Origin of the sequence: Bifidobacterium sp. ESL0784, assembly GCF_029433295.1 — a bacterium.
Taxonomy (GTDB): domain Bacteria; phylum Actinomycetota; class Actinomycetes; order Actinomycetales; family Bifidobacteriaceae; genus Bifidobacterium.
Genome location: NZ_JAQTHV010000003.1, coordinates 295483 through 318040, shown reverse-complemented (window position 1 = coordinate 318040; position 22558 = coordinate 295483). Strand labels below are relative to the sequence as shown.

Annotated in this window: 16 protein-coding genes; 13 read left to right on the top strand and 3 right to left on the bottom strand. The window is 56.8% G+C overall.

Annotated elements, in window-relative coordinates; translation table 11 throughout:
* On the top strand, positions 1–1599 hold the full coding sequence (locus tag PT279_RS05830; RefSeq protein WP_277166458.1) for a HAMP domain-containing sensor histidine kinase: 1599 nt from the start codon (positions 1–3) through the stop codon (positions 1597–1599).
* Positions 1600–1758: 159 nt separating this feature from the next.
* Here PT279_RS05830 and PT279_RS05825 read toward each other — a convergent pair whose 3' ends face one another.
* Positions 1759–4503, bottom strand: a complete 2745-nt coding sequence (locus tag PT279_RS05825) for a DNA topoisomerase IV subunit A (protein ID WP_277166457.1) — start codon at positions 4501–4503, stop codon at positions 1759–1761.
* A gap of 111 nt (positions 4504–4614) precedes the next feature.
* On the opposite strand from PT279_RS05825, the gene PT279_RS05820 reads away from it, so the two are divergent.
* A complete protein-coding gene (locus PT279_RS05820) occupies positions 4615–5811 on the top strand; it encodes a nucleotide pyrophosphatase/phosphodiesterase family protein (RefSeq protein WP_277166456.1) in 1197 nt (398 codons plus the stop codon).
* Between the two features lie 135 nt (positions 5812–5946).
* On the opposite strand, the gene sepH is transcribed toward PT279_RS05820, so the two are convergent.
* Positions 5947–7200, bottom strand: coding sequence for a septation protein SepH (sepH, locus tag PT279_RS05815; RefSeq protein WP_277166455.1), 1254 nt, complete (start codon positions 7198–7200; stop codon positions 5947–5949).
* 176 nt (positions 7201–7376) lie between these two features.
* Here sepH and PT279_RS05810 point away from each other — a divergent pair, with 176 nt between their 5' ends.
* The 3 genes from PT279_RS05810 to PT279_RS05800 are packed head-to-tail and all read left to right on the top strand — an operon-like array spanning position 7377 to position 10528.
* Positions 7377–7667: a DUF4193 domain-containing protein gene (locus PT279_RS05810; protein WP_277151701.1), complete on the top strand. Its 291-nt coding sequence runs from the start codon at positions 7377–7379 to the stop codon at positions 7665–7667.
* Entirely contained in the window at positions 7667–8146 is a 480-nt protein-coding gene (gene dut, locus PT279_RS05805) for a dUTP diphosphatase (protein ID WP_277166454.1), read from the top strand. The genes PT279_RS05810 and dut overlap by 1 nt, the downstream gene beginning before the upstream one ends.
* A gap of 57 nt (positions 8147–8203) precedes the next feature.
* Positions 8204–10528, top strand: a complete 2325-nt coding sequence (locus PT279_RS05800) for a bifunctional (p)ppGpp synthetase/guanosine-3',5'-bis(diphosphate) 3'-pyrophosphohydrolase (RefSeq protein ID WP_277166608.1) — start codon at positions 8204–8206, stop codon at positions 10526–10528.
* Between the two features lie 169 nt (positions 10529–10697).
* On the opposite strand, the gene PT279_RS05795 is transcribed toward PT279_RS05800, so the two are convergent.
* Positions 10698–11237, bottom strand: coding sequence for a peptidylprolyl isomerase (locus tag PT279_RS05795; protein WP_277166453.1), 540 nt, complete (start codon positions 11235–11237; stop codon positions 10698–10700).
* Between the two features lie 196 nt (positions 11238–11433).
* Between PT279_RS05795 and PT279_RS05790 the strand changes: the two genes are divergently transcribed.
* The 8 genes from PT279_RS05790 (at position 11434) to pflB (ending at position 22344) form a co-directional block, all read left to right on the top strand.
* Positions 11434–12450 carry a MetQ/NlpA family ABC transporter substrate-binding protein gene (locus PT279_RS05790; protein ID WP_277166452.1) on the top strand — a complete coding sequence of 339 codons (1017 nt, stop codon included), beginning with the start codon at positions 11434–11436 and terminating at the stop codon, positions 12448–12450.
* A gap of 125 nt (positions 12451–12575) precedes the next feature.
* A complete protein-coding gene (locus PT279_RS05785) occupies positions 12576–13847 on the top strand; it encodes a methionine ABC transporter ATP-binding protein (RefSeq protein WP_277166451.1) in 1272 nt (423 codons plus the stop codon).
* A 44-nt stretch (positions 13848–13891) separates the two neighbouring features.
* Positions 13892–14581 carry a methionine ABC transporter permease gene (locus PT279_RS05780; RefSeq protein ID WP_277166607.1) on the top strand — a complete coding sequence of 230 codons (690 nt, stop codon included), beginning with the start codon at positions 13892–13894 and terminating at the stop codon, positions 14579–14581.
* A 266-nt stretch (positions 14582–14847) separates the two neighbouring features.
* The gene (locus tag PT279_RS05775; RefSeq protein ID WP_277166450.1) at positions 14848–15861 is read left to right on the top strand and encodes a MetQ/NlpA family ABC transporter substrate-binding protein; all 1014 of its coding nucleotides are present in this window, start codon (positions 14848–14850) and stop codon (positions 15859–15861) included.
* A gap of 174 nt (positions 15862–16035) precedes the next feature.
* Positions 16036–17187, top strand: coding sequence for an amidohydrolase (locus PT279_RS05770; protein ID WP_277166449.1), 1152 nt, complete (start codon positions 16036–16038; stop codon positions 17185–17187).
* 169 nt (positions 17188–17356) lie between these two features.
* Positions 17357–19063 (top strand): NAD+ synthase, encoded by a 1707-nt coding sequence (locus PT279_RS05765; RefSeq protein ID WP_277166448.1) that lies wholly within the window; start codon positions 17357–17359, stop codon positions 19061–19063.
* A gap of 320 nt (positions 19064–19383) precedes the next feature.
* On the top strand, positions 19384–19635 hold the full coding sequence (locus PT279_RS05760; protein ID WP_277166447.1) for a hypothetical protein: 252 nt from the start codon (positions 19384–19386) through the stop codon (positions 19633–19635).
* A 333-nt stretch (positions 19636–19968) separates the two neighbouring features.
* Positions 19969–22344: a formate C-acetyltransferase gene (pflB, locus tag PT279_RS05755; RefSeq protein WP_277166446.1), complete on the top strand. Its 2376-nt coding sequence runs from the start codon at positions 19969–19971 to the stop codon at positions 22342–22344.
* The last annotated feature ends 214 nt before the right edge of the window (positions 22345–22558 follow it).

Here is a 22558-nt window from a genome sequence, read left to right as displayed (position 1 = left end):
ATGTCGGTTTTCAGCGGACGGACGCGAAACAATGGTAAGACAACACGGTTTGTTCAGCCGATAAGTCTGCTTATCATACGATATTTTCTGTATATTTTAGTCGGATTGGCTGGGTTGGCTATGGTCTACGCGATATTGTTCAGCAATCTCGTCGTTATCTGGCCCTCCTCATGGGCGAATAATCATATCGATGCGACCATGGATTCGCTTACGTTGAAACCTGCGCGCGAGGTCAATGATGACGATATTCCCTCCGCCTATCACTGGCAGACGATGACCAAGCAGGGTGAGCCCATTGCCGGGGACATGAGTCCGCAGATGACCTCGAGCGCCCACAAGGTGATCTCGTTGCCCAAGCAGCAAGATGAATCTGGCAAGGGTTTTGTCTCTCTGGTGGATGGCAGGCTAAGCGATGCCAGCACTCTGTTTTACAGGGGATTCCGACTTGCTGATGGCAATTGGTGTGTGCTTGCTTATGGCACCCATCCCCAGTTTGTCAGCAGACAATGGCGCGATCATTTGCCAAATCCGGATATCTTGGCTTCCTTCATCGGTATAGCGGTATGCACATTGCTGGTTGTCGGTGTCGCGATTCGTGCGGGTAGAAGCGTCACCAGAAGGTTGCGGCCTTTGCGGGACGCAGCGGAATGTGTTCAGAACGGCGATCTTCATTTTGTCATCGCACAAACCGATGTGCGTGAGGTCAACGTCCTGCTACATGCTTTCGGTGATATGCGTGATGCATTGAACCGGTCTTTGACCAAGCAGCGGGAGGCTCGCCAGACACAGGAAAGGCAGATATCAGCTCTCACCCATGACATCAAGACGCCGTTGACGATCATTCGTGGCAATGCCGAGCTGCTTCAGGAGACCCCATTGGACGGTGAGCAACAGACCTATGCCGCTTCCATCAGCGAGGCAAGTCAGCGGGTGGATGGCTATGTGCAGGAAGTACTCGACATCACCGTCAATGGAGCTGAGTCGAGCAAAACACAGACTTTTGATCGAGGGCGGGACCTGAAGTCACCGGATAGAGACGAAAAAGCCGAACTCGTACCTGTACGGTGGTTTGTCAGTCAACTTTTGGGGGAGGCCAGGCAATATATCGCTTTGACAGATCTGCAGGTTCGCATTGTTGAGCATGGAATCGATGGTTTTCCTGAAGACATTGACTCAGGAACAGGTATTACTGGTTTCGATATGGATGATACGGAAATAAGAAGCATCTCTTCTACCACTTACGTATTCATCAACCGACAAGAGGTTACCCGAGCCTTTATGAATATCGTAAGCAACGGGGTCTCTTATGCGCCGAAGTATTCTGCCATAACGATTGTCATCGTCAATGACAAACAGGATCTGCTGTTGAATATTAGAGATGACGGGCCAGGGTTTTCCGAGGAAGCGTTGCGGCATGGTACGGAATGGCTGTATCAAGGCGATCGCAGCCGAAGCGATTCCGCTCATCATGGGATGGGTCTTACCACAGCTGCGGCCATCATCGAGCGTAATCAGGGGCACCTTACATTGGAAAACCAATCTCAAGGCGGCGCGTCGGTGACCATCTCGTTGCCAATCAGATCAGAAGAGACCGCATGAGAGGGAAAGGGGAAGCAGTTTCTGCCATAGGGCTGGTTTTCGTTTTTAGACATAAGTATAATACAATAACAATGCTGCGAGGGAACTCGGAGAAAAATAATATGGCCGTAACCTGGATGAGGATTTCAGATTACGGCCATATGAATAATCAATCCGTCTTTACGCCACGTACTCGATCGGCGCGGGGAGATCAACGCCTGAGGCGTCGCGGCGCATGTCTAGCTTGGGCAGCTCGACAGGTGCTCCGCCGGATGTGCTGGCGTATAGCGGATAGGTGCCGATGGTCGCGCAGGTTAGGGTGTTCTGGCCTTTGAGGAAGCGCTGCGAACGCACGCCGCCGGTGCCGCGTCCCTTACTCGGGTACATCTCCAGTGGGGTCACCTTGGCCGCTCCGGTTTCGGTACCGGGCAGGGCAGCATCATCGCCGGCGACGGTGAGCACGACGGCTCCAGAGGCCGAATACAGGCCATTTTCGCCTTCGTCGTAGGTCCAGGCAATCTTGCCGGCCGGAACGACGTTGAAGGCCACGACGTGCTGCCCCTCGGCCAATCTGATGCCGTTCATGCCGCCTGCGGTTCGTCCCTGCGGGCGCACAACATTGGCCTCGAAGGTCAGCAGCGAGGAATCGGAGGAGATGAAGACAATCCGGTCGTCGTCGGCTGCGGGCGCCGCGAATACGATGGCATCTCCGTCCTTCAAGTCGATAACAGGCCAAGAATCCATGGTGCTGGGCGACTCGCGATTCCAGCGCTTAATGATGCCATGTCGTGTGCCGATAGCCAACGGGGTAGTGGCGGTGTCACTACCGTTCGTATTGTCGTCACCTGAATCGGAAGATTCGGTTTTACCTGAGACGTCGCCCATCGCAATCGCCGCCACGACGTGCTCGCCGATGACTGGATCGGTGCTGGTGGTCATCCCGAGCAATTCGTCGGCATTCACGCCGCCGGAAACGTTGAGATTTTCGCTTGCCGGCAGCAACGGCAGATCGGCTACTTGGGCCAGAACAAGGCGTCCAGCAGAGGTAATCAGACCATAGCTGGAAAGCGTTGTGCTGGCGAAGATGGAGACAATCTGGTCATCATGTCCACGCTTCCCGCTGGCCTCTCGCGTCTGCCAAAGGTCCACGGCGCTGGGGGAGGTGCGTGCGATAAGTCCGGTCGCACTGAGCATGACGGCGCAAGGTTCGTCATCAAGCCGCAGGGCAGCGGTCGCTTCCTCGACCTTGCCGGCTTTCTTGGCCTTCTTCGCGGCTTCGACGTCCTGTGCCGCCTGTGAAACGGTGTTTTCCACACGGATGGCCGCCAGAGCGGAGGAATCCGGATTGGCGTTGGTGCCATCGCTCTCGGAGTTTGAAGAAGCCAGCGAACGCACCGGCGTGAGACTGCCATCTTCATGGCGTTCGAGCAGCACCGTACGGCGCGGGTCGCCCCACTTTTCCACGGCCTCATCCATCTCGGAGACGATAACTTCGTCAAGCCGCTCGCCCGAGGCAAGAATAGCGTTGAGTTCATCAATCTGTTGTTTCAGATCGTCCTGCTCGGCCTCGAGTTCGATGCGGCTCATCTTGGTAAGTCTGCGCAGCCTCAGGTCAAGGATGTATTGCGCTTGGATTTCGTCGAGGTCGAAGACGGCCATGAGTCGGGTCTTGGCAGCGTCGGCGTTGTCCGAGGTACGGATGACCTGGATGACCTCATCGATGTCGACCATGGCCAGCAGCATGCCCTCGACCAAGTGCAGCCGTTCCCGCGCCTTGCGCAGGCGGTATTCGCTGCGCCTGTGGATGACATTGCGACGGTGCTCCACCCACACTTCGAGCATTTCCTTCAAGCCCATGGTATGCGGCCGTCCGTGGACGAGCGCCACGTTGTTCATGGTGAAGTTGTCTTCCAGCGGCGTGTTCTTAAAAAGCTGGGCGAGTACGGCGTTGGGGTCAAAACCGGTTTTGATCTCGATGACAATGCGCGTGCCGTTGTGCCGGTCCGTGAGGTCGATCGCGCCCGAAACACCTTCGATGTGATGGTTCTTTACGCCCTCCGAGATACGTTCAAGCACGCGTTCCGGACCGACCATGAATGGCAATTCGGTGACGACGATGGCCTTCTTACGTGCGGTCACGTTTTCGATATGCGTGGCGGAGCGCGTGGTCAGCGTACCACGTCCGGTTTCGTAGGCCTCTCGGATGCCGTCGCGTCCGATGATGATGCCGCCGCTCGGCCAGTCCGGCCCAGGCACGTAGTCCATCAGTTCGTCGAGCGTGGCGTCAGGATGTTTCATCAGGTATTTCGCGGCAGCGACCACTTCGCCGAGATTATGCGTGGCCATGTTGGTGGCCATGCCCACCGCGATGCCAGAAGCTCCGTTGACCAAAAGGTTCGGGATGGCGGCCGGCAGCACGTCTGGTTCTTTCAATTTGTTGTCGTAATTGGGAGAGAAGTCGACCGTATCTTCATCGATGTTGGCGTTCATTCCCAGTGCCGCAGGTGCAAGCCTTGCCTCGGTATAACGCGAGGCTGCGGGGCCATCGTCCAGTGAGCCGAAATTGCCGTGCCCGTCCACCAGTGGCAGACGCATCGCAAACGGCTGGGCGAGGCGCACCATGGCCTCGTAAATGGAGGAATCGCCATGCGGGTGGAGCTTGCCCATCACCTCGCCGACGGCGCGGGCAGATTTCATATAGGGCTTGTCGGGGGTCAGATTCATCTGGCCCATCTGATAGATGATGCGTCGCTGCACCGGTTTGAGACCGTCGCGCGCGTCTGGCAGGGCTCGCGCGTAAATCACCGAATAAGCGTATTCGAGGAACGATTTGCTCATTTCCTCGTCGAGCGGCGTTTCGACGATGTTCTCCTTGACCGTGTGGGGGTCATAGGCTGGTTTGGCCGTTTTGCGACGTTGAGCCATACTGAAAAGCACCTCTATCTGCTAAAAGACAATCCGCTTCATCATACCGGTTCCCCTCGTCGGCGACCCTCACATATGCGGCTTTTCGGCGCGCGGTGATTGAATGGATGCATGAGTGTTGAAGTCGAGCCGATGGGCGAATTGTTGGAATTCCGGCAAGTCGATGCATATGGCAGCTCTCGCCATATCTCCGCGGTTCTGCCGGCGTTGAGTGCCGCGATCGGTCATCCGATGCCGACGCCGATGCATCCTGATCCGGAGGCTGCAAGGCTGGCTTTGGGCTTTCCGAAAGCCGATTCGGCGGTCGTCGTTCTGGTGGATGGTCTGGGTTTCTGGAATCTGGCCATGCGCGCCGGTCACGCTCCCTATCTGCGCGGTCTGATGAATCAGGAACGCAACGCAAAACCGATTGCCACCTGCATTCCCAGTACCACGCCCATCGTCATGGGATCCTTCGGTACCGGTACCTGCCCGGGAATGACGGGCATGACCGGCTTCACCCAGCGCAACGAAAAGACAGGAGGGCTGGGGCAGCTCATCAGTTTCGCCGGTGCCCCCGAACCCGAAGAGCTTCAGAGGCAACCCACGATTTTCGAGAGGCTTGCCGAGGCCGGTGTGCGTGTCACGAGTGTGGGTCTGCCCAAATTCGCCCATTCCGGTCTCACCAGAGCCGCTTTGCGCGGTGGCGAGTATGCAGGCTCCCGGCATGAGGAATTGCGCGTGCGTGCCGCCATCAAAGCCGCCGCCAAGCTGGGGCTTACGTATTACTATGTTGAGGATGTCGACAAAACCGGCCATCACCATGGTCCGTTCGGTGAGGAATGGGCTGCCGCCTTGGAAAACACGGACGAGCAGTTGCAGTCGTTGAAGCGTGGGTTGAAACCCGGCACGTTGATGGTCGTCGTCGCCGACCACGGCATGGTGCAGGTCGACCCGGCGGCGCAAGTCGATATCGCGAATCGCGAAAATCTGACGCGCGATGTCGCATTGGTCGCCGGAGAGCCGCGCATGATGATGCTGTACGCCGAGCCGGAAGTGGATTGCAACGCCATGGCTGCACGTTGGCGTGAGGAATTGGGTGGCATCGCGCAGATTTTCACTCGCGACGAGGCCATCGAACGTGGCCTTTATGGCAATGTCGAGGCGCGTGTCAGGCCGTTGATCGGCGATGTGATCGTCTGTGCCAAAGGCAACGTCACCATCGTCGATTCCCGTACGCAAAGCGAGGGCGCCATGGGGTTGCTCGGCGTGCATGGCTCGCTAACGCGATTGGAACGCGAGATTCCCTGTCTGATCGATGTGGCCTGATTGGGATTTCGTTCGGATATGGGAGCCCCGGTCGCATCGCATGCTTGTAATCGTTGCAATGCATATTATGACGAATAAAAGAAACCGTCACCTTGATTGGAAACAGGGTGACGGCTTCTAAGTCAGATTGAAAAATCACTCTCCGAACAGGATTTCATCCCAGCTCGGCACGGCGGAGCGGCCGGACTTGCGCTTGTTGTGTTTGCGGTCTTCCTGATTTCTGTCCTCGTTCGTCTCCTGGTTGCCTTCCCGCGCATTATCGGTGGAGGAGATAGCGGCATCGTTGTTCTCTGCCTGCTGCTCGGAACCGTTGCTGAACGGGGTAAACATTTCAGGTTGCGCCGTAGGTGTCCGATTGGGTAACGGCAAAGACAGGGCGTCGACCGGCACGGTTTCGTCTGAGACGGAAGCAGATGCTGAAGGATTTGTTGAAGAGGGCTGAGGATTGGCGGTCGGTGCAGGATATGGCAACGATACCGAACCGGCGCTGCCTAGGTTTTCCTGTTCCGTATGGCCATAATCGGTTGCGGTCCGGGAACCGGTCGTCGGGGATGCATCGTTTTCCGTCGTTTCCTGCATCGAGGCTACGGTGCTGGCGATGCGCGCGGAACGTACGGAGTCGCCGGGCAGGGCCTGACTTGTCGAGAATTCGGCAGTGGCTATCGCATCATTGCCACCGCCCAAGGATGTTTGCGCCGCGCTTGCAGACGATTCCCTGATGTTTTCCTGCGCTTGCTCTGAACCGCTGTTTTGAGCCGGAGTCTCCTGCGCTGCGTCATTGGATTCATCGGAGGTCCGAGCCGATTCACCCTCACCCAGCAATATTTGCGCGGCCGCATTCTGGCATTCGACCGTGTTGTCGTGCATGTTCCATGACCACTCGGCCCGTATGCGATTGCGCTGGGTGCTGAATGTTGCCGTAATCAGCCAAGGTTCCCGTCCTCGGCGTGTCGCGCCCCACTCAACCGATTCTATACCGATACGAGCGGCCGCCAAGGTCCGAGCGATGAGTTCTTCGACGGAATGGACCTTGCTGCCTTTGGGCGCGGAAACCGCGAGGAACTGCTCGATGGCGTATTGTTTTTCCGTTTCGACCGCGGCTGAAAAACGTCGTACCAGCGCCTGGCTGAGCCCATATTTCTCCGCCACCTTTTCGGGTTGTGCGCCGGCACGGATAAGTGCCTGAATGCTTGAAATCGGTAGGGTTTGCGCCATTCCCGGGTTGCTTGCCTCATCGGTTTCGCTCAGGATCTGACGTGCCTCCAAAATGGCGTGTTCCAGCGTGTCGTCCACCGGTATGCGAAACTTCAATCCCTTCGAAACGAACACCAGCTCGCCGTCTTCGTCGACATGGTCGAACCGAGCATCCGCAACTGAACTGATTGACATGCGTGCACCGCTTTCCTGGAACAATAAAACTACAAAAATTTTACCTTATTCCATTATGTCCCTCGTGTCGTACTTTACGAATTTTCTAAATCGTGTATCCTTTTGCCCGTAAAAGACATTTTGACGTGGACGCCATCGGTATACTTACCGTGAACCAATAAAGAAAGGAATGCGAGATGGCCCAGGATTATGATTCCCCTCGTAACAAGGACGAGGACGAGGAATCCCTTCAGGCGTTGAGCAAGAGCAATAGGGATTCCGCCGAGGACATCGACGACGACGAGAACGCCATCGCCGAGGATTATGAGCTGCCGGGTGCCGACCTGAGCAACGAGGACTCCTCGGTGACCGTCATCCCCATGCAAGGCGACGAGTTCATCTGCTCGGAGTGCTTCCTCGTCAAGCACCGCAGCCAGCTTGACCACATGGGTCCCAACGGCCCGGTGTGCAAGGAGTGCGCTGCCTGATGGCCTATGCCGAAAGCTATAACGAGCCCGAAAATGTCGAGGTGCTGCTGAAAGCCGACGCCGACGGCAATGTGCCTGCGTTGCGGTACGCCCACGCGGGTGACGCCGGTGCCGACCTGACCTCCACCATCGACGTCGAGCTCAAGCCGTTCGAACGCGCTTTGGTGCCGACAGGCGTTTCGATCGCGCTGCCCTGCGGTTATGTCGGCCTTGTCCACCCGCGTTCCGGGCTGGCCGTGAAGATGGGGGTTACGGTCTTGAACGCGCCGGGCACCATCGATGCCGGATACCGTGGCGAAATCAAGGTGCCGCTGATCAACCTCGACCCTGAACATACGGCGGTTTTGCACGCCGGCGACCGCATTGCGCAGCTGGTTATCCAACGTTACGTCGAGGCTCGGTTCGTGCCGGCGACGAAGCTGCCGGGCAGCGATCGGGCCGAACGTGGCTTCGGTTCGACCGGGATGGCGAGCAAATAGAGACAGACCGTCCTTCAATCGGATAGAATGAAGCCAAATACGGTGATGGGAGCGGGCATGGGCGATACGGTTTCGGATAACAATTCGGCGAGGATGCTGGGCTGCGAGATCAGTACGGATCCTCTCGACCCGTTGCAGCCCATTGTTCGCGCATGCCGAGCGCACCATCCCGATGCGGATCTGAGCATCCTTGAACGCGCCTACCGTCGGGCCGTCTGGCAGCATCGCAACCAACGCCGCCGTTCCGGCGAGCCTTACATCATCCATCCTCTGGCCGTGGCCCAGATCCTTGCAGACCTTGGCATGGGCTCGTTGGTCGTTGCCGCGGGATTGCTGCATGATACCGTCGAGGATACCGATTACACACTTGACGATTGCCGCGCGGAATTCGGTGACACCGTCACCGGCCTGGTCGACGGGGTCACCAAACTCACCAACATGGAGGTCGGCGATTCGGCGCAGGCCGAAACCATCCGCAAGATGGTGGTGGCCATGAGCCGTGACGTGCGCGTGCTCGTTGTTAAACTGGCCGATCGCCTTCATAACGCGCGTACCTGGCGCTATGTCAAACCTTCGAATGCGCAGCGCAAAGCGCGCGAGACCCTCGACGTCTACGCGCCTCTGGCCAACAGGCTCGGTATGAACGCCATCAAGACGGAGCTTGAGGAGCTGAGCTTCAAGGTCCTCTATCCCAAGATCTACAACGAGATCGTCGTCCTAGTCACGCGTCGCGCCGGCCAGCGCGACGTCTACCTGAAGCAGATCATCGAGGAGATCAACGAGGACCTCGCCAAGCAGCACGTCAAGGCCACCGTCACCGGCCGGCCGAAGGACTATTTCTCGATCTACCAGAAGATGATCGTGCGCGGCCACGATTTCTCCAACATTTACGATTTGGTCGGCGTGCGTATCATCGTCGACACCATTCAGGACTGCTATGCGGCACTTGGCGCCGTCCATGCCCGTTGGAGCCCAATCCCCGGCAGGTTCAAGGACTACATCGCCATGCCGAAGATGAACATGTACCAGAGCCTGCACACCACCGTGGTCGGCCCCGGCGGCAAGCCCGTCGAGATCCAGATTCGCACCTGGGACATGCATCGGCGCAGCGAATTCGGCATTGCAGCGCATTGGAAATACAAGGAAAACGGTCAGGCCGGACGCAAGTTGAGCGAACCCGACAAGGGCGACCGCAAACGCGAAAGCGAAGAGAACCAGGACCTAAGCGAGGCCGACAACCTCAAATGGATCCAGCAGCTGGCCGACTGGACCAGCGAGACCCCGGATTCCGATGAATTCCTCGGCTCGCTCAAAGAGGATTTGGGCAGCGCTGAGGTCTATGTGTTCACGCCGAAAGGCAAGATCGTTTCCTTGCCGGCCAAGGCCACGCCTGTCGATTTCGCTTATGCCGTACATACCGAGGTAGGCCATCGCACGATGGGCGCGCGTGTCAACGGCCGTCTCGTTCCCCTCGACACCGTTCTTGAAAGCGGCGACACCGTCGAGATCCTGACTTCCAAGTCCGAAACCGCAGGACCTTCGCGCGATTGGCTGAGCTTTGTCAAGAGCCCGAAAGCGCGCAACAAGATTCGCCAGTGGTTCAGCAAGGAACGCCGCAGTGAAGCCATCGATGAAGGCCGCGACGAGCTCACCCGCTCCATGCGCAAGCGCAGTCTGCCGGTCTCAAATCTGCTGACGCCTCAGGCGTTGGTCGGTGTGGCCGACGAACTCAATTTCGACAACGCCGACGCCGTATTCGCCGCCATCGGCGATGGCCAGATCTCCACGCAAAACGTCATCTCGCGCCTGGTCAAGGACGCCGGCCAGGATGAGGTCGAGGAGGACGTTGAGCAAGAGGCGCTGCCCTTGAAGCACGCCGAACGCCGTCGTGATACCAATAAGCTCGGCATTTCGGTCAAGGGCGTGGAAGGCGTGTGGGTCAAGCTGGCCCGTTGCTGCACGCCGGTGCCTGGTGACAAGATCGTGGGCTTCATCACCAAGAACGAAGGTGTCTCGGTGCACCGCACCGACTGCCAGAACATGCTCAATCTTGAGAAGCAGCAGCCCGATCGTGTCGTTGAGGTCGCCTGGACCAGCACCAAGGGCCTGTTCATGGTCAAGATCCAGGTGGAGGCGCTCGATCGCCCGCACCTGTTGACCGATGTGACCCAGGTGCTTTCCGACCACGGTGTCAATATCATCAGCGCCACCGTCGCCACCGGTTCCGACCGTGTGGCCACGAGCCAGTTCTCCTTCGAAATGGCCGATCCGCAGCACATGAACACGCTGTTGAGCGCGGTACGCAAGATCGACGGCGTCTTCGATGTCTACCGCTTGACCGGTGCCAAGGATTCCGCCGTTCCGCACATGCGCAAGATGTAGTAACCGTAGTATTCGTGTTTTGTGCTTAAATTCTGCTGAATACAGACGTCAGGAATTTAAGCATAGAAAACGTCGGATTTTTCGCTTAAATTCCTGTTGAAAGAAGAAGCTCCTTGTCTCTGTATTAACAGTGACAAGGAGCTTAGTGATAGCTGCTAAATGGCTGAACTTACTTCACGACTTCAACGGAGACGATGCCGGCCGGTTCCAGCGGCATGTCGTTGCCATCCGTGGGCAGGTTCTGCAGGCGATCGACCACGGACTTGCCGGCGTCATCCGCCACTTCGCCGAAAATGGTGTGATGGCCGTTCAACCACGGGGTCGCCACGGTGGTGATGAAGAACTGCGAGCCGTTGGTTCCGTGAGGCTGGCCGTCACGTCCGCGACGCAGTCCGGCGTTGGCCATGGCGAGCTTGTACGGCTGGTCGAAGTTCAGGCCGTCGGCGAACTCGTCGTCGAATTCATAGCCCGGGCCGCCGGTGCCATTTCCGAGCGGGCAACCGCCCTGGATCATGAAATCCTTGATGATGCGGTGGAAGGTGAGTCCGTCGTAGAAGGGCTCGTGCGATTTTTCACCGGTTTCCGGATTGGTCCATTCCTTTTCACCGGTGGAAAGACCGATGAAGTTCTTGACGGTTTCCGGCGCTTTGTCGTCGAAGAGATTCAGGACGATATCGCCCTCAGTGGTATGCATGATTACATTTGTCATAAGGTTTATTTTCCCACCGTGTTAGGACGAGGGGTATGTGGACAGTGGTACACATGGCCTTACAAAACGTTGGCTTTTCTGCCGATATTGTACTTGTTATAACGAATGTCAATAGGCCTTTCCGGCTTTTGCGTTGTGTCGAGAGCGTAAGTTCGGGTATGGTGGCGACAATACATCCATCGAAATGAGGAGCAGCATGACAGCATCCAACAATCATCACAACGACGGCGATACAAGTGGGAAAGCACCTTTGCCGGTTGATGGGTTCCAAAGCTCGGAGGAACCGGTCAGGGTGAATCACACCGCGCGTAATGTCATCATCGCGGCCGTGGTCGTGGTGCTGGTTGTGGTCCTTGCCTTCTTCGGCTATCGGGGATTTGTCGGTAAGAAAACGGCTGCAACGAAAGGCAGCGAATCCGATCCGATCAAGATTGGCGTGGTCGGTGTCACCAGTCCGGAATGGCCGATTTTCAAGGCCGAAGCGCAAAAGCAGGGTATCTACGTGAAACTGGTGGATTTCCAGGATTATACTTCCGAAAACCCGGCGCTCGATTCGGGCGATCTTGACCTGAACGAGTTCCAGCACATTCGTTACCTGGCCGATTACAACGTCAAGAATCACAAGGACCTGCAGCCCATCGGCGGCGTCGCGGTTTATCCTCTGGGCATCTATTCCAGCAAATACAAGGATGTCAAAGACATCCCTGCCGGCACCACGGTTCCCGTGCCCAATGACGAGACCAACCAGGCCCGCGCGCTCGGCGTGCTCAAATCCGCCGGGCTCATCAAGCTCAAGCACGCCTGGACCGCGTTCACTGCTCCGTCCGACATCGACACCGCCGCCTCAAAGGTGAAAGTACTTCCCCTGAAGGCCGAGCAGGTCGCCAATTCGTTGAAGGACCCACAGGTCTCCGCAGGCGTCATCAACAACGATTATGTCAAGGATGCCGGTCTTAAGGCCAGTGATGCCATCTACCACGACAGCGCCGAGACCAAAGAGGCGAGGCCCTACATCAACATTTTCGTCGCTCGAAAAGCAGACGCCAACAATCCCACGTATCTGAAGCTCGTGAAGATTTTCCATTCCAAGAAAGTCTCGGCGGGTATCATGAAGAAATCGGATAACAGCGCATCGCTGGCGGACGAATACAGTGCCGAACAATTGCAAGGCTTCCTGCAGGATGTCGAAAAGGACGCCAAGACGCAACAATGACATTGTTCATTGTCCAGCATGGTCCCGGCCGATTGACAGCCTGTGTTCGCCGCCAATCGGTTCGGTATATACTCGGGCAAGAACTTTAGACAACGACCTAGGCAGGAACGTTAAGAAGCGGGAATATGAGCGAGGCAATCATCAAGCTCGACCATGTGGTCAAGGAATTCAAGTCAAAGGACAAAAAGAAGCCCATGCGGGCTGTCGACGATGTGTCACTGAGCATCAACAAAGGTGACGTTTTCGGCATCATCGGCTACTCCGGTGCAGGCAAATCAACGCTGGTACGCATGATCAACGCCTTGGAACGCCCGACTTCCGGCTCGGTTCGCGTTTTGGGTCAGGACCTCACCGGGCTGAACGAATCCGGATTGCGCCCACTTCGTCGCAAAATCGGCATGATTTTCCAGCAGTTCAATCTATTCTCGACCAAGACCGTCGCACAGAACATTGCCTATCCGTTGGTGCTTGACCATTGGCGAAAGGACTATCAGGAGCGTCGGGTCAGCCAGCTGTTGAAATTCGTCGGTCTTGAGGAACACGCGAACAAATATCCCTCACAGCTTTCCGGCGGCCAGAAGCAGCGTGTCGGTATCGCGCGGGCTCTAGCCACCAACCCGGAAATCCTTCTGACGGACGAGGCGACCAGCGCGCTTGACCCTGAGACCACGGGGGAGGTGCTTGATCTGCTGCAGCAGATCAACCGTCAGCTGGGAGTGACTATCGTGCTCATCACCCACCAGATGAATGTCGTGCAGAAGATCGCTAACCGGATCGCCGTGATGAGCGATGGCCGTGTGGTCGAGCGTGGCGATGCCTACAGCGTCTTCGCAGCCCCGAAGCAGGAGATTACCAGGCGTTTCATCGCCACCGCCATTTCCGGTATCCCGGACGCAGAACGTGTCGTTGACATGCGCCGCCAGTGGGGCGGCCGGATCGTTACTGTCCTCATCCGTCAAAAAGACGCGCAAAACGAGTTGGACAATTCGGTCGTGCCGTCCTCTGGCCAGAACATCTCGGGATTGATCGCCAAATACGGTGTCTCCACCAACCTCATTTACGGGGGCATCGATACCGTCACCGGTTATGCGATTGGTGCCATGACCTACGAGTTGGCGGGAGAGCCATCGGTCATCGACGGATTCCTTGGCGAATTGTCGCGCGACAGTGACGTGCTCGATTTCGGTACTGCGCAAGACCCGGTGGATTACGATACAGCGGTTTCGACGCCGTTGGGTGGGCTGAAGGCGCATCCGGCAGGGAACGGCGACACCAGTGAGACCGGTGGCTATGGAAATGCCGATAACGCCGATAGGGCAGATACGCTCGCCGGTAATGCGGATGACGCTGCCAGGTCTACGAGTGCGGATAGCGACGGGAAAGAGGAGCAGGCCTGATGAACGCTTTTAATGTTATTACCGGTTCGTTGGCGGTAAAGTCAATGACAACCATCACTTTGGCGTCGGACCAGGATTGGTCGATTCTGAAGCCGATGCTGTTCCAATCCATCGCCCAAACGCTGGAAATGGTGTTCATCACCCTCGTTGTCGGTGGCATTCTGGGCTTGGTTCTGGGAGTGATTCTTTACGGTACCAGGCCAGGCAATCTTTTTCAGAATTCCGTGATTTACCGCATTCTTGACGTCATCGTCAACATCGTGCGGCCGATTCCGTTCATCATCTTCCTGGCCGCTATCCAGCCTCTGACCATGAAGGTTGTCGGCACGTCGATTGGTACGGCGGCGGCGATTTTCCCTATGATTATCATGGCCACCTTCGCTACGTCGAGGCTCGTCGAGCAGAATCTCGTGCCGGTCGACAGGGGAGTGATCGAAGCCGCGCGTTCCATGGGCGCTTCCACGTTCACCATCGTATGCACCGTCCTCATACCGGAGGCGCTCGGTCCGCTGATTCTGGCCTACGCGTTCCTATTCATCTCGATTCTCGACATGTCGGCCATGGCCGGCTACATCGGCGGCGGCGGTCTTGGTAATTTCGCGATTTCCTATGGCTATCAGAAGTTCGATCCAGCCGTCACATGGACGGCCGTCATCATCATGATCGTTTTGGTGCAGGTCGTACAGGCGATCGCCAATATGCTGGCCAAGCGCATTCTCAAACGGCAGAAGTAGTTTGTAGCCCGATTCCGTATCTAATGCATATATCCGGCATAACTGTATCGGCGTTGGCGGGCACCCGTTTTCTGCTTTCAACGGCAGGAAGCGGGTGTTTCCTTTATTTTCGCCGTTTTGGGCCGGGATATTCCCGAAATAACGAGGTTCTTATACGCGTCATAACGAATACGGATAATTGTTTTTGTTTTTTTGATATTTTCCGCTGTTTTTGCCGTGTATTCTTGCCTCAAGACACAACCCGCAATCATCAATAAGGCAAGCACATGTCATCAGCAGATTCCAATACGCAACCCAGTCCCGATTTGAGCCCGTTGTCGGCAGGCGGCCTCGGCCCGGAGGAGCCGGTGCGCGTCAATCATACGAAACGCAACGTCGTCATAGCGGTCATCGTTATCGTACTGCTTGCCGCGTTGGCCTTCTTCGGATACCACGGTTACGCAGCCAAGCGGGCAAGCGCAGCGAAAGGAACGCCCTCCAATCCGGTCAAGATCGGTGTGGTCGGTGTCACCAATCCCGATTGGGTCGTTTTTAAGCAACAGGCTCAGAAGCTTGGTATTTCGGTCCAACTGGTCGATTTCCAGGATTACACATCCGAGGACCCCGCGGTGGATTCAGGCAGCCTTGACATGAACGAATCGCAGCATATCCTTCTGCTTGCCAACTACAACGTGAAGAACCACAAGAACCTGCAGCCCATCGGTGCCACCGGTGTCTTCCCGCTCGGGATGTATTCAACCAAGTACAAGGACGTCTCCCAGATTCCTGCCGGGGCCAGCATCCCCGTGCCCAACGACGAGACGAACCTTTCCCGTGCGCTGGGCGTGCTCGACCAGGCCAAACTCATCAAGTTGAAGCATCCCTGGACCCCGTTCACGTCCCAAGCTGATCTCGACGAATCCGCTTCCAAGGTCAAGGTCGTGCCGGTGAAGGGCGCGCAGGTCCCCAAGTCGCTCAATGATCCGGACGTCGCAGCAGGCATCATGAACAATGATTTCGTCGCCGACGCCGGGCTTAAGCCCTCGGAATCGATTTTCCGCGACGACCCGCACAGCAACCACGCCCGTCCCTACATCAACGTCTTCATCGTCAAGAAAGCCGATATCAACAATCCGCTCTATCTGAAGCTCGCAGGAATCTCCCACACCAAGGAATTCAAGGCTGCATTACAGCAAAAGTCGAAAGGCACCTGCGTGTTCGCGGACCAATACAGCGGTTCCCAACTGCGCGGGTTCCTGAGCGACGTTGAAAGCGACATGCGCAAGTCGCAAGGCGAGTGAGAGGCGAACCTGCAAAGCTCCGTATACAGGAAGATTTTCTTCGTCGGCAGGTTTGCGCTTCAAATTTGCCGTCGATTTCGGGGCTTTCGGGTTTAGACGAATCGGTTCGGCGTTTTAAATTGAAATGGCCGGTTGATATCCTTCTATAAGAAACAAAAGAAAGAGTATTGCATCATGGCAGAGCACTTGGAGATTTCCGACGATCTGATCGCCGTCAGGCATCATCTTCATCAATATCCCGAACTTGGTTTCAAGGAATACGAAACAACAAAATTCCTGCGCGACCAGCTGACCTCGCACGGCATCGAGGTGTTGGAAACTCCTCTTGAAACCGGGTTGGTGGCCGAAATCAAGGGTGAGAAACCCGGCCCGCGGGTTGTGCTCCGGGCTGATATCGACGGTCTGCCCATCCACGAGCATTCCGGCCTGCCTTTCAGCTCCAAGAACCCCGGCGTCATGCATGGCTGCGGCCACGACATCCACATGACCGGTCTACTTGCCGCCGCCTTCTGGCTCTTCGAGCACCGCGAGCGCATCCAAGGCACCGCGGTCATCCTCTTCCAGCCCGCCGAAGAAACCGGCAGGGGAGCCCGCCACGTCATCGAAACCGGTGCCCTTGGCAAGGTCGATGCCCTTATCGGCACCCACAACACCCCCGACCACAAGCCCGGCGAGATCGCGGTGAGCTGGGACCCGATGATGGCCGGTTGCGTGAGCTTCGCCGTCACGTTCCACGCCGACGGAACCCATGCCGGCCACCCGGATTGCGGCACCGGCCCCATCGAGGCGTTGGCTTCCACCATTCTTTCGTTGCAGACGATCGTCAGCCGCAATATCTCGCCGTTGCATCCCGTGGTGCTTTCCATCACGGAAATCCACGGCGGCGACGTGTGGAACGTGATTCCGGATACCGCCGGATTCCTCGGTACGGTTCGTTATTTCCACAAGGACGATCATAAGCTGGTCGTCAGCCGTTTCCGCCAGGTCGTGGAGTCGACCGCAGCCGCTTACGACATCACCGTCGACATCAAATGGGACGAGCTCGGGGCGCCCCTGGTCAGTGATGCGGCGCTGATAGGTCCTGTGGCCGAGGATTTGCCCGGCTATGCGACCCCTGTGTCGGTTATCACGTCCATGGGCGGCGAGGATTTCGCGGACTTCCAGCAGCTGGGACCATTGGTATTCGCGTCGGTCGGTTCCAACGGTCGCCCCGGCCATCGCAGCATTCACAATCCGGAATTCGTGGCGTTCGACGAAGCCATCAAACCGACCGCTGAATTCCTGGTCAACGCCTTGCTGCGGGTCGAAAGCGAACTGCAGAAGTAGGCCGGCCCCGTCGGTCTGGAATAAGGATTTGCCGCGTTGTATCGGTTTTTCTTCAACGGTAAAGCAGCGCAATGCCTGACAAGATGAATGTGAGGGAAACGACACGATATCGTCTGGTCACATTAGCGCACCTGACAGAATACGACACGGAAATGGATATGATAAAGACATGACTCAACTACGTTTTGCTTTGGCCCAAATCGACACCTGCGTCGGCGATCTCAACGGCAACGCCGCCACCGTCCTGCAATTCAGCCGCATGGCCGCGCTCAAGCAAGCCCAGGTCGTCGTCTTCCCGGAAATGACCCTGACCGGCTACCCGATCGAGGATCTCGCCTTCCGCGCCACCTTCCGCAAGGCCGCCGCACACAAGGCCGATGAACTGGCACAAACGCTCAAAAAAGAGGGGTTGGGCAGTCTTTACGTGGTTGTCGGAACCGTTGGAACATCCGAGGCGACCGATGTAGACGGCAAGCCAACCAACCGTTTGGTCGTGCTGCATGACGGGTCTGTCTGGTCGGCCTACGACAAACATTTCCTGCCCAATTACGGTGTATTCGACGAGTTCCGCATCTTCGAGTCCGGTCAGCATTCCGTCATCCTCGCCATTAACGGGGTGAAGGTCGGCGTCGCCATCTGCGAGGACATCTGGCAGGACGGTGGCCCGGTAGCGGAGCTCGCTTCGCGGGGCATCGACGTGTTGCTTACCATCAATGGTTCGCCCTATGAGGAAGGCAAGACGCATACGCGGCAGGACCTGGCCGTTCGCCGCGCTCGCGAGGTGAACGCTCCTCTGATTTATCTCAATCAGGTCGGCGGTCAGGACGATCTGATCTTCGACGGCGGCAGCTTTGTGGTCGACGCTGACGGCGCGCTGGTTGAGCGTTCGCCTATGTTCGTGGAGGACCTGAGCTATTTCGATTACGATTCGTCTGCGGTTCACCAGCGGGTCGGCACGCTTGCCGCGCTGCGCGATCCCGACGAAGAAGTCTATACGGCCTGTGTTTTGGGGCTCAAGGATTACATGGCCAAGAACCATTTCACCGGCGTCGTGCTCGGCCTTTCCGGGGGCATTGATTCGGCGTTGGTGGCGGCCATGGCGGCGGACGCCGTCGGTGGTGAAAACGTTCAGGGCGTTTCCATGCCGAGCATGTATTCCTCCGATGGTTCGAAAGACGATGCCGCCGATCTGGCGCACAACATCGGCGCCCACTACGACATCCAGCCCATCGAGCCGCTGTTCAAGGCCTTCCAATCCCAGCTCAACCTCGAGGGGATAGCTGCCGAAAACCTGCAGGCCCGCATCCGCGGCGTCATTGTGATGGCCTATTCCAATTCCAAGAACCTGCTGGCGCTCGCCACGGGCAACAAATCCGAGCTGGCCTGCGGATACTCGACGATTTACGGCGACGCTGTAGGCGGCTACGCACCGATCAAGGATTTGCTCAAAACCCGGGTCTGGGAGCTTTCCCGTTGGCGCAACCGTGCCGCAGCTGCCGGTGTCGGCGTTGGAGGTCTCAAAATCGTCGGCAATGAGAATGGGGGAGCAGGAGTCCCGCTCAAAGACGGTGTGATGATTCCCGTCTCCAGCATCGAGAAGGCCCCGAGCGCCGAGCTGCGTCCCGGTCAAAAAGACTCCGATTCACTGCCCGAGTACGCTTTGCTCGACAAGGTCCTTGAGGCTTATATTGAGAAAGCCCATGGCCGCGCCGATCTGTTGCACGATGGCTTCGACGAGAAGACGGTGGACACGGTGATGCGGCTGGTCGATCGAGCCGAATGGAAGCGCCGCCAGTATCCGCTGGGCCCCAAGGTCACTTCGTTGGCGTTCGGCCGCGACCGTCGTCTGCCAGTGACCAGCGCCTTCCGTGAGTAGATGAGGTATCGGTGGGAACACAACGATTAACTTGTTCCCGCATTTCTTGCTTGCCAAGCCAAGAAGACGCATTCCGGTTCAGGCCAGCCCGTGATCTGGCTGCCTCGGATTACTGGCTTTTGGCCATTCTCGACGTATTTATCATCGTAGGTCCATTCATTTATATGTATGAGTATCTGGATGCAGTCAATATGTTGTACGCCGACTACAACCAGCATGGTTGAGTTTGTGTCCTACGCCCTCGGGCAAGCCTGACATATTTGGCAACCAGCATGGGCTAAGGTTGAGAAAGTTCACGTTGGCGACACAAGGGAATTGTGATGACAGATAATACGCAGAACACGAATGGCGACAAGCAATGGTATTTCAATACCGCCACCGGTAAGCCCGAACTGGGCAAGCTTTCGCCGGTCGGACAGCGCAGTGGTCCTTACAAGACGCGCAAGGACGCAGAAGACGCTTGGAAGATCGCAAAGGAACGCAACCTGATCTGGGACGAACAGAACCGTCAATGGAATGCCTGGAACAACGGGTCCGACTCCGATGCGGGGCAGCGGAACCGACAGGCATGATATAAGGTTCTTTATTCAAACGAAGAAGCAGGTCAGCGAGCAAATAAGAGCTCACTGACCTGCTTTTTTACGGCTTGAAATGAAAATGTGACGTATGTCACATTATTTTTGGGTGTTGCTGATTGAAGTCTTCGAAAAACCGTAATCCACAAAACCGTTCTCCGGATTGGGCTTGTGGTTTTTTAGGAAATTTCGGCGGATTGATGCAAATGCAAAAATAGTAAAAAAGTGATGTAGGTCACATAATTTTGGAGTGCCTGTGACGTAGACCACTCTACAATGATTAACGAACGCAACGTGAAGATGCGTTGCTCCACTAATAAGGAGTGCTAAATGACCGCAGTAGATCAGACTGCTCTCTCTCAAGAAGAGCTCCAGGCAAAGGCTTGGAACGGCTTCGTCGGAGGGAACTGGCAAAAGGAAATCGATGTTCGCGATTTCATTCAGAAGAACTACACGCCGTACGATGGCGATGAGTCCTTCCTAGCCAAGGCGACCCCCAAGACGAAGGAAATGTGGGAGTATCTTGACAACAACCAGCTTGCCGTAGAGCGCAAGCAGCGCGTGTATGACGTTGATACCCACACCCCGGCTGGCATTGACAACTTCGGCCCCGGTTACATCATGGACAAGGAACACGATAACGTGATCGTCGGCCTGCAGACCGATGAGCCTTGCAAGCGTGCCATGATGCCGAACGGCGGCTGGCGTATGGTCGAGCAGGCCATCATTGAGGCGGGCAAGGAGCCCGACCCCAACATTAAGACGATTTTCACCAAGTATCGCAAGACCCACAACGACGGTGTCTTCGGCGTCTACACCAAGCAGATCAAGCTTGCTCGCCACAACAAGATTCTCACCGGCCTGCCTGATGCCTATGGCCGCGGCCGCATCATCGGCGACTATCGCCGTGTTGCTCTCTATGGCGTCAACTATCTGATCGCCCAGAAGAAGATCGACAAGGATTCGATTCCTTATCGCAACGACTTCACCGAAGCTGAGATTGAGCATTGGATCCGCTTCCGCGAAGAGCACTCCGACCAGATCAAGGCCCTGAAGGAGCTCATCGCTCTCGGCAACGAGTATGGCCTCGACCTCTCTCGTCCGGCACAGACCGCTCAGGAAGCCGTGCAGTGGACCTACATGGGCTATCTCGCCTCCGTCAAGAGCCAGGACGGCGCGGCCATGAGCTTCGGCCGTAACTCCGCCTTCTTCGATTGCTACTTCGAGCGCGACCTGAAGAACGGCAAGATCACCGAAACCGATGCTCAGGAGATCATCGATCAGATCGTCATGAAGCTGCGTATCGTCCGCTTCCTGCGTACGAAGGACTACGACAACATCTTCTCCGGTGATCCGTACTGGGCCACCTGGTCCGATGCAGGCTTCGCCGATGACGGACGCCACATGGTCACCAAGACCTCGTTCCGTCTGCTCGCCACCCTGACCCTTGATCACCTTGGACCTGGCCCTGAGCCGAACATCACGATCTTCTGGGATTCCAAGCTGCCTGAAGGCTACAAGCGCTTCTGCGCCCGTATCTCCATCGACACCTCGGCCATCCAGTATGAGTCCGATCGCGACATCCGCAACCACTGGGGCGACGATGCAGCCATCGCTTGCTGCGTCTCCCCGATGCGCGTGGGCAAGCAGATGCAGTTCTTCGGCGCTCGTGTGAACTCCGCCAAGGCTCTGCTTTACGCCATCAACGGCGGCCGCGACGAGATGACCGGTATGCAGGTCATCGACAAGGGCATTATCGATCCGATCAAGCCTGAAGCCGACGGCACCCTTGACTATCAGAAGGTCAAGGACAACTATGAGAAGGCCCTTGAGTGGCTCTCCGAGACCTACGTCGAAGCGCTGAACATCATCCATTACATGCATGATAAGTATGCGTATGAGGCCGTTGAGATGGCTCTGCACGACAAGGAAGTCTACCGCACCCTCGGCTGCGGCATGTCTGGCCTGTCGATTGCTGCCGACTCGCTCTCCGCCCTGAAGTATGCGAAGGTCTATCCTATCTACAACAAGGATGCGAAGAACCTCGAAGGCCATGAGAAGGAATATGTCGAAGGTGCGGACGACGACCTGGTGGTCGGCTATCGCACGGTCGGCGACTTCCCGATCTACGGCAATGACGACGATCGCGCCGATGAGCTCGCCAAGTGGACCGTCTCCACGGTTATGGATCAGATCAAGGCTCTGCCGGTCTACCGCAACGCGGTTCCGACGCAGTCCGTCCTGACCATCACCTCCAACGTGGTCTATGGCAAGGCGACTGGTTCCTTCCCGAGCGGACACAAGAAGGGCGAGCCTTACGCCCCCGGTGCCAACCCGGAGAACGGCATGGATTCGCACGGCATGCTGCCGTCCATGTTCTCGGTCGGCAAGATCAACTACAACGACGCGTTGGACGGCATTAGCCTCACCAACACGATCACTCCTGACGGCCTCGGCCGTGACGAGGACGAGCGTGTCACCAACCTGGTCGGCATCCTGGATTCCGGCAATGGCCATGGCCTCTACCACGCCAACATCAACGTGCTGCGCAAGGAGCAGCTTGAGGACGCCGTCGCGCATCCTGAGAAGTATCCGCACCTCACCGTGCGCGTCTCGGGCTATGCCGTGAACTTCGTCAAGCTCACCCGCGAGCAGCAGCTCGATGTGATTTCCCGTACGTTCCATCAGGGTGCTGTCACAGAGTGACAGTTTGCCTTTAGGTAACGTGATGAACAATTGATCTGAAGGGGCGGAGCGTCAGTTTCGTCCCTTCAATCATGTTCCATGGGCCTGGAAACCGTCCTTGCAATAGGAATAAATGCAGAGGATCAGCGGTTGCCATCTATGGAATATTCAGTGCATCACATTGCGCTGGAGGCACACCGAACAGTTGGGATTTCGGCTTGAAATCCGATAATAT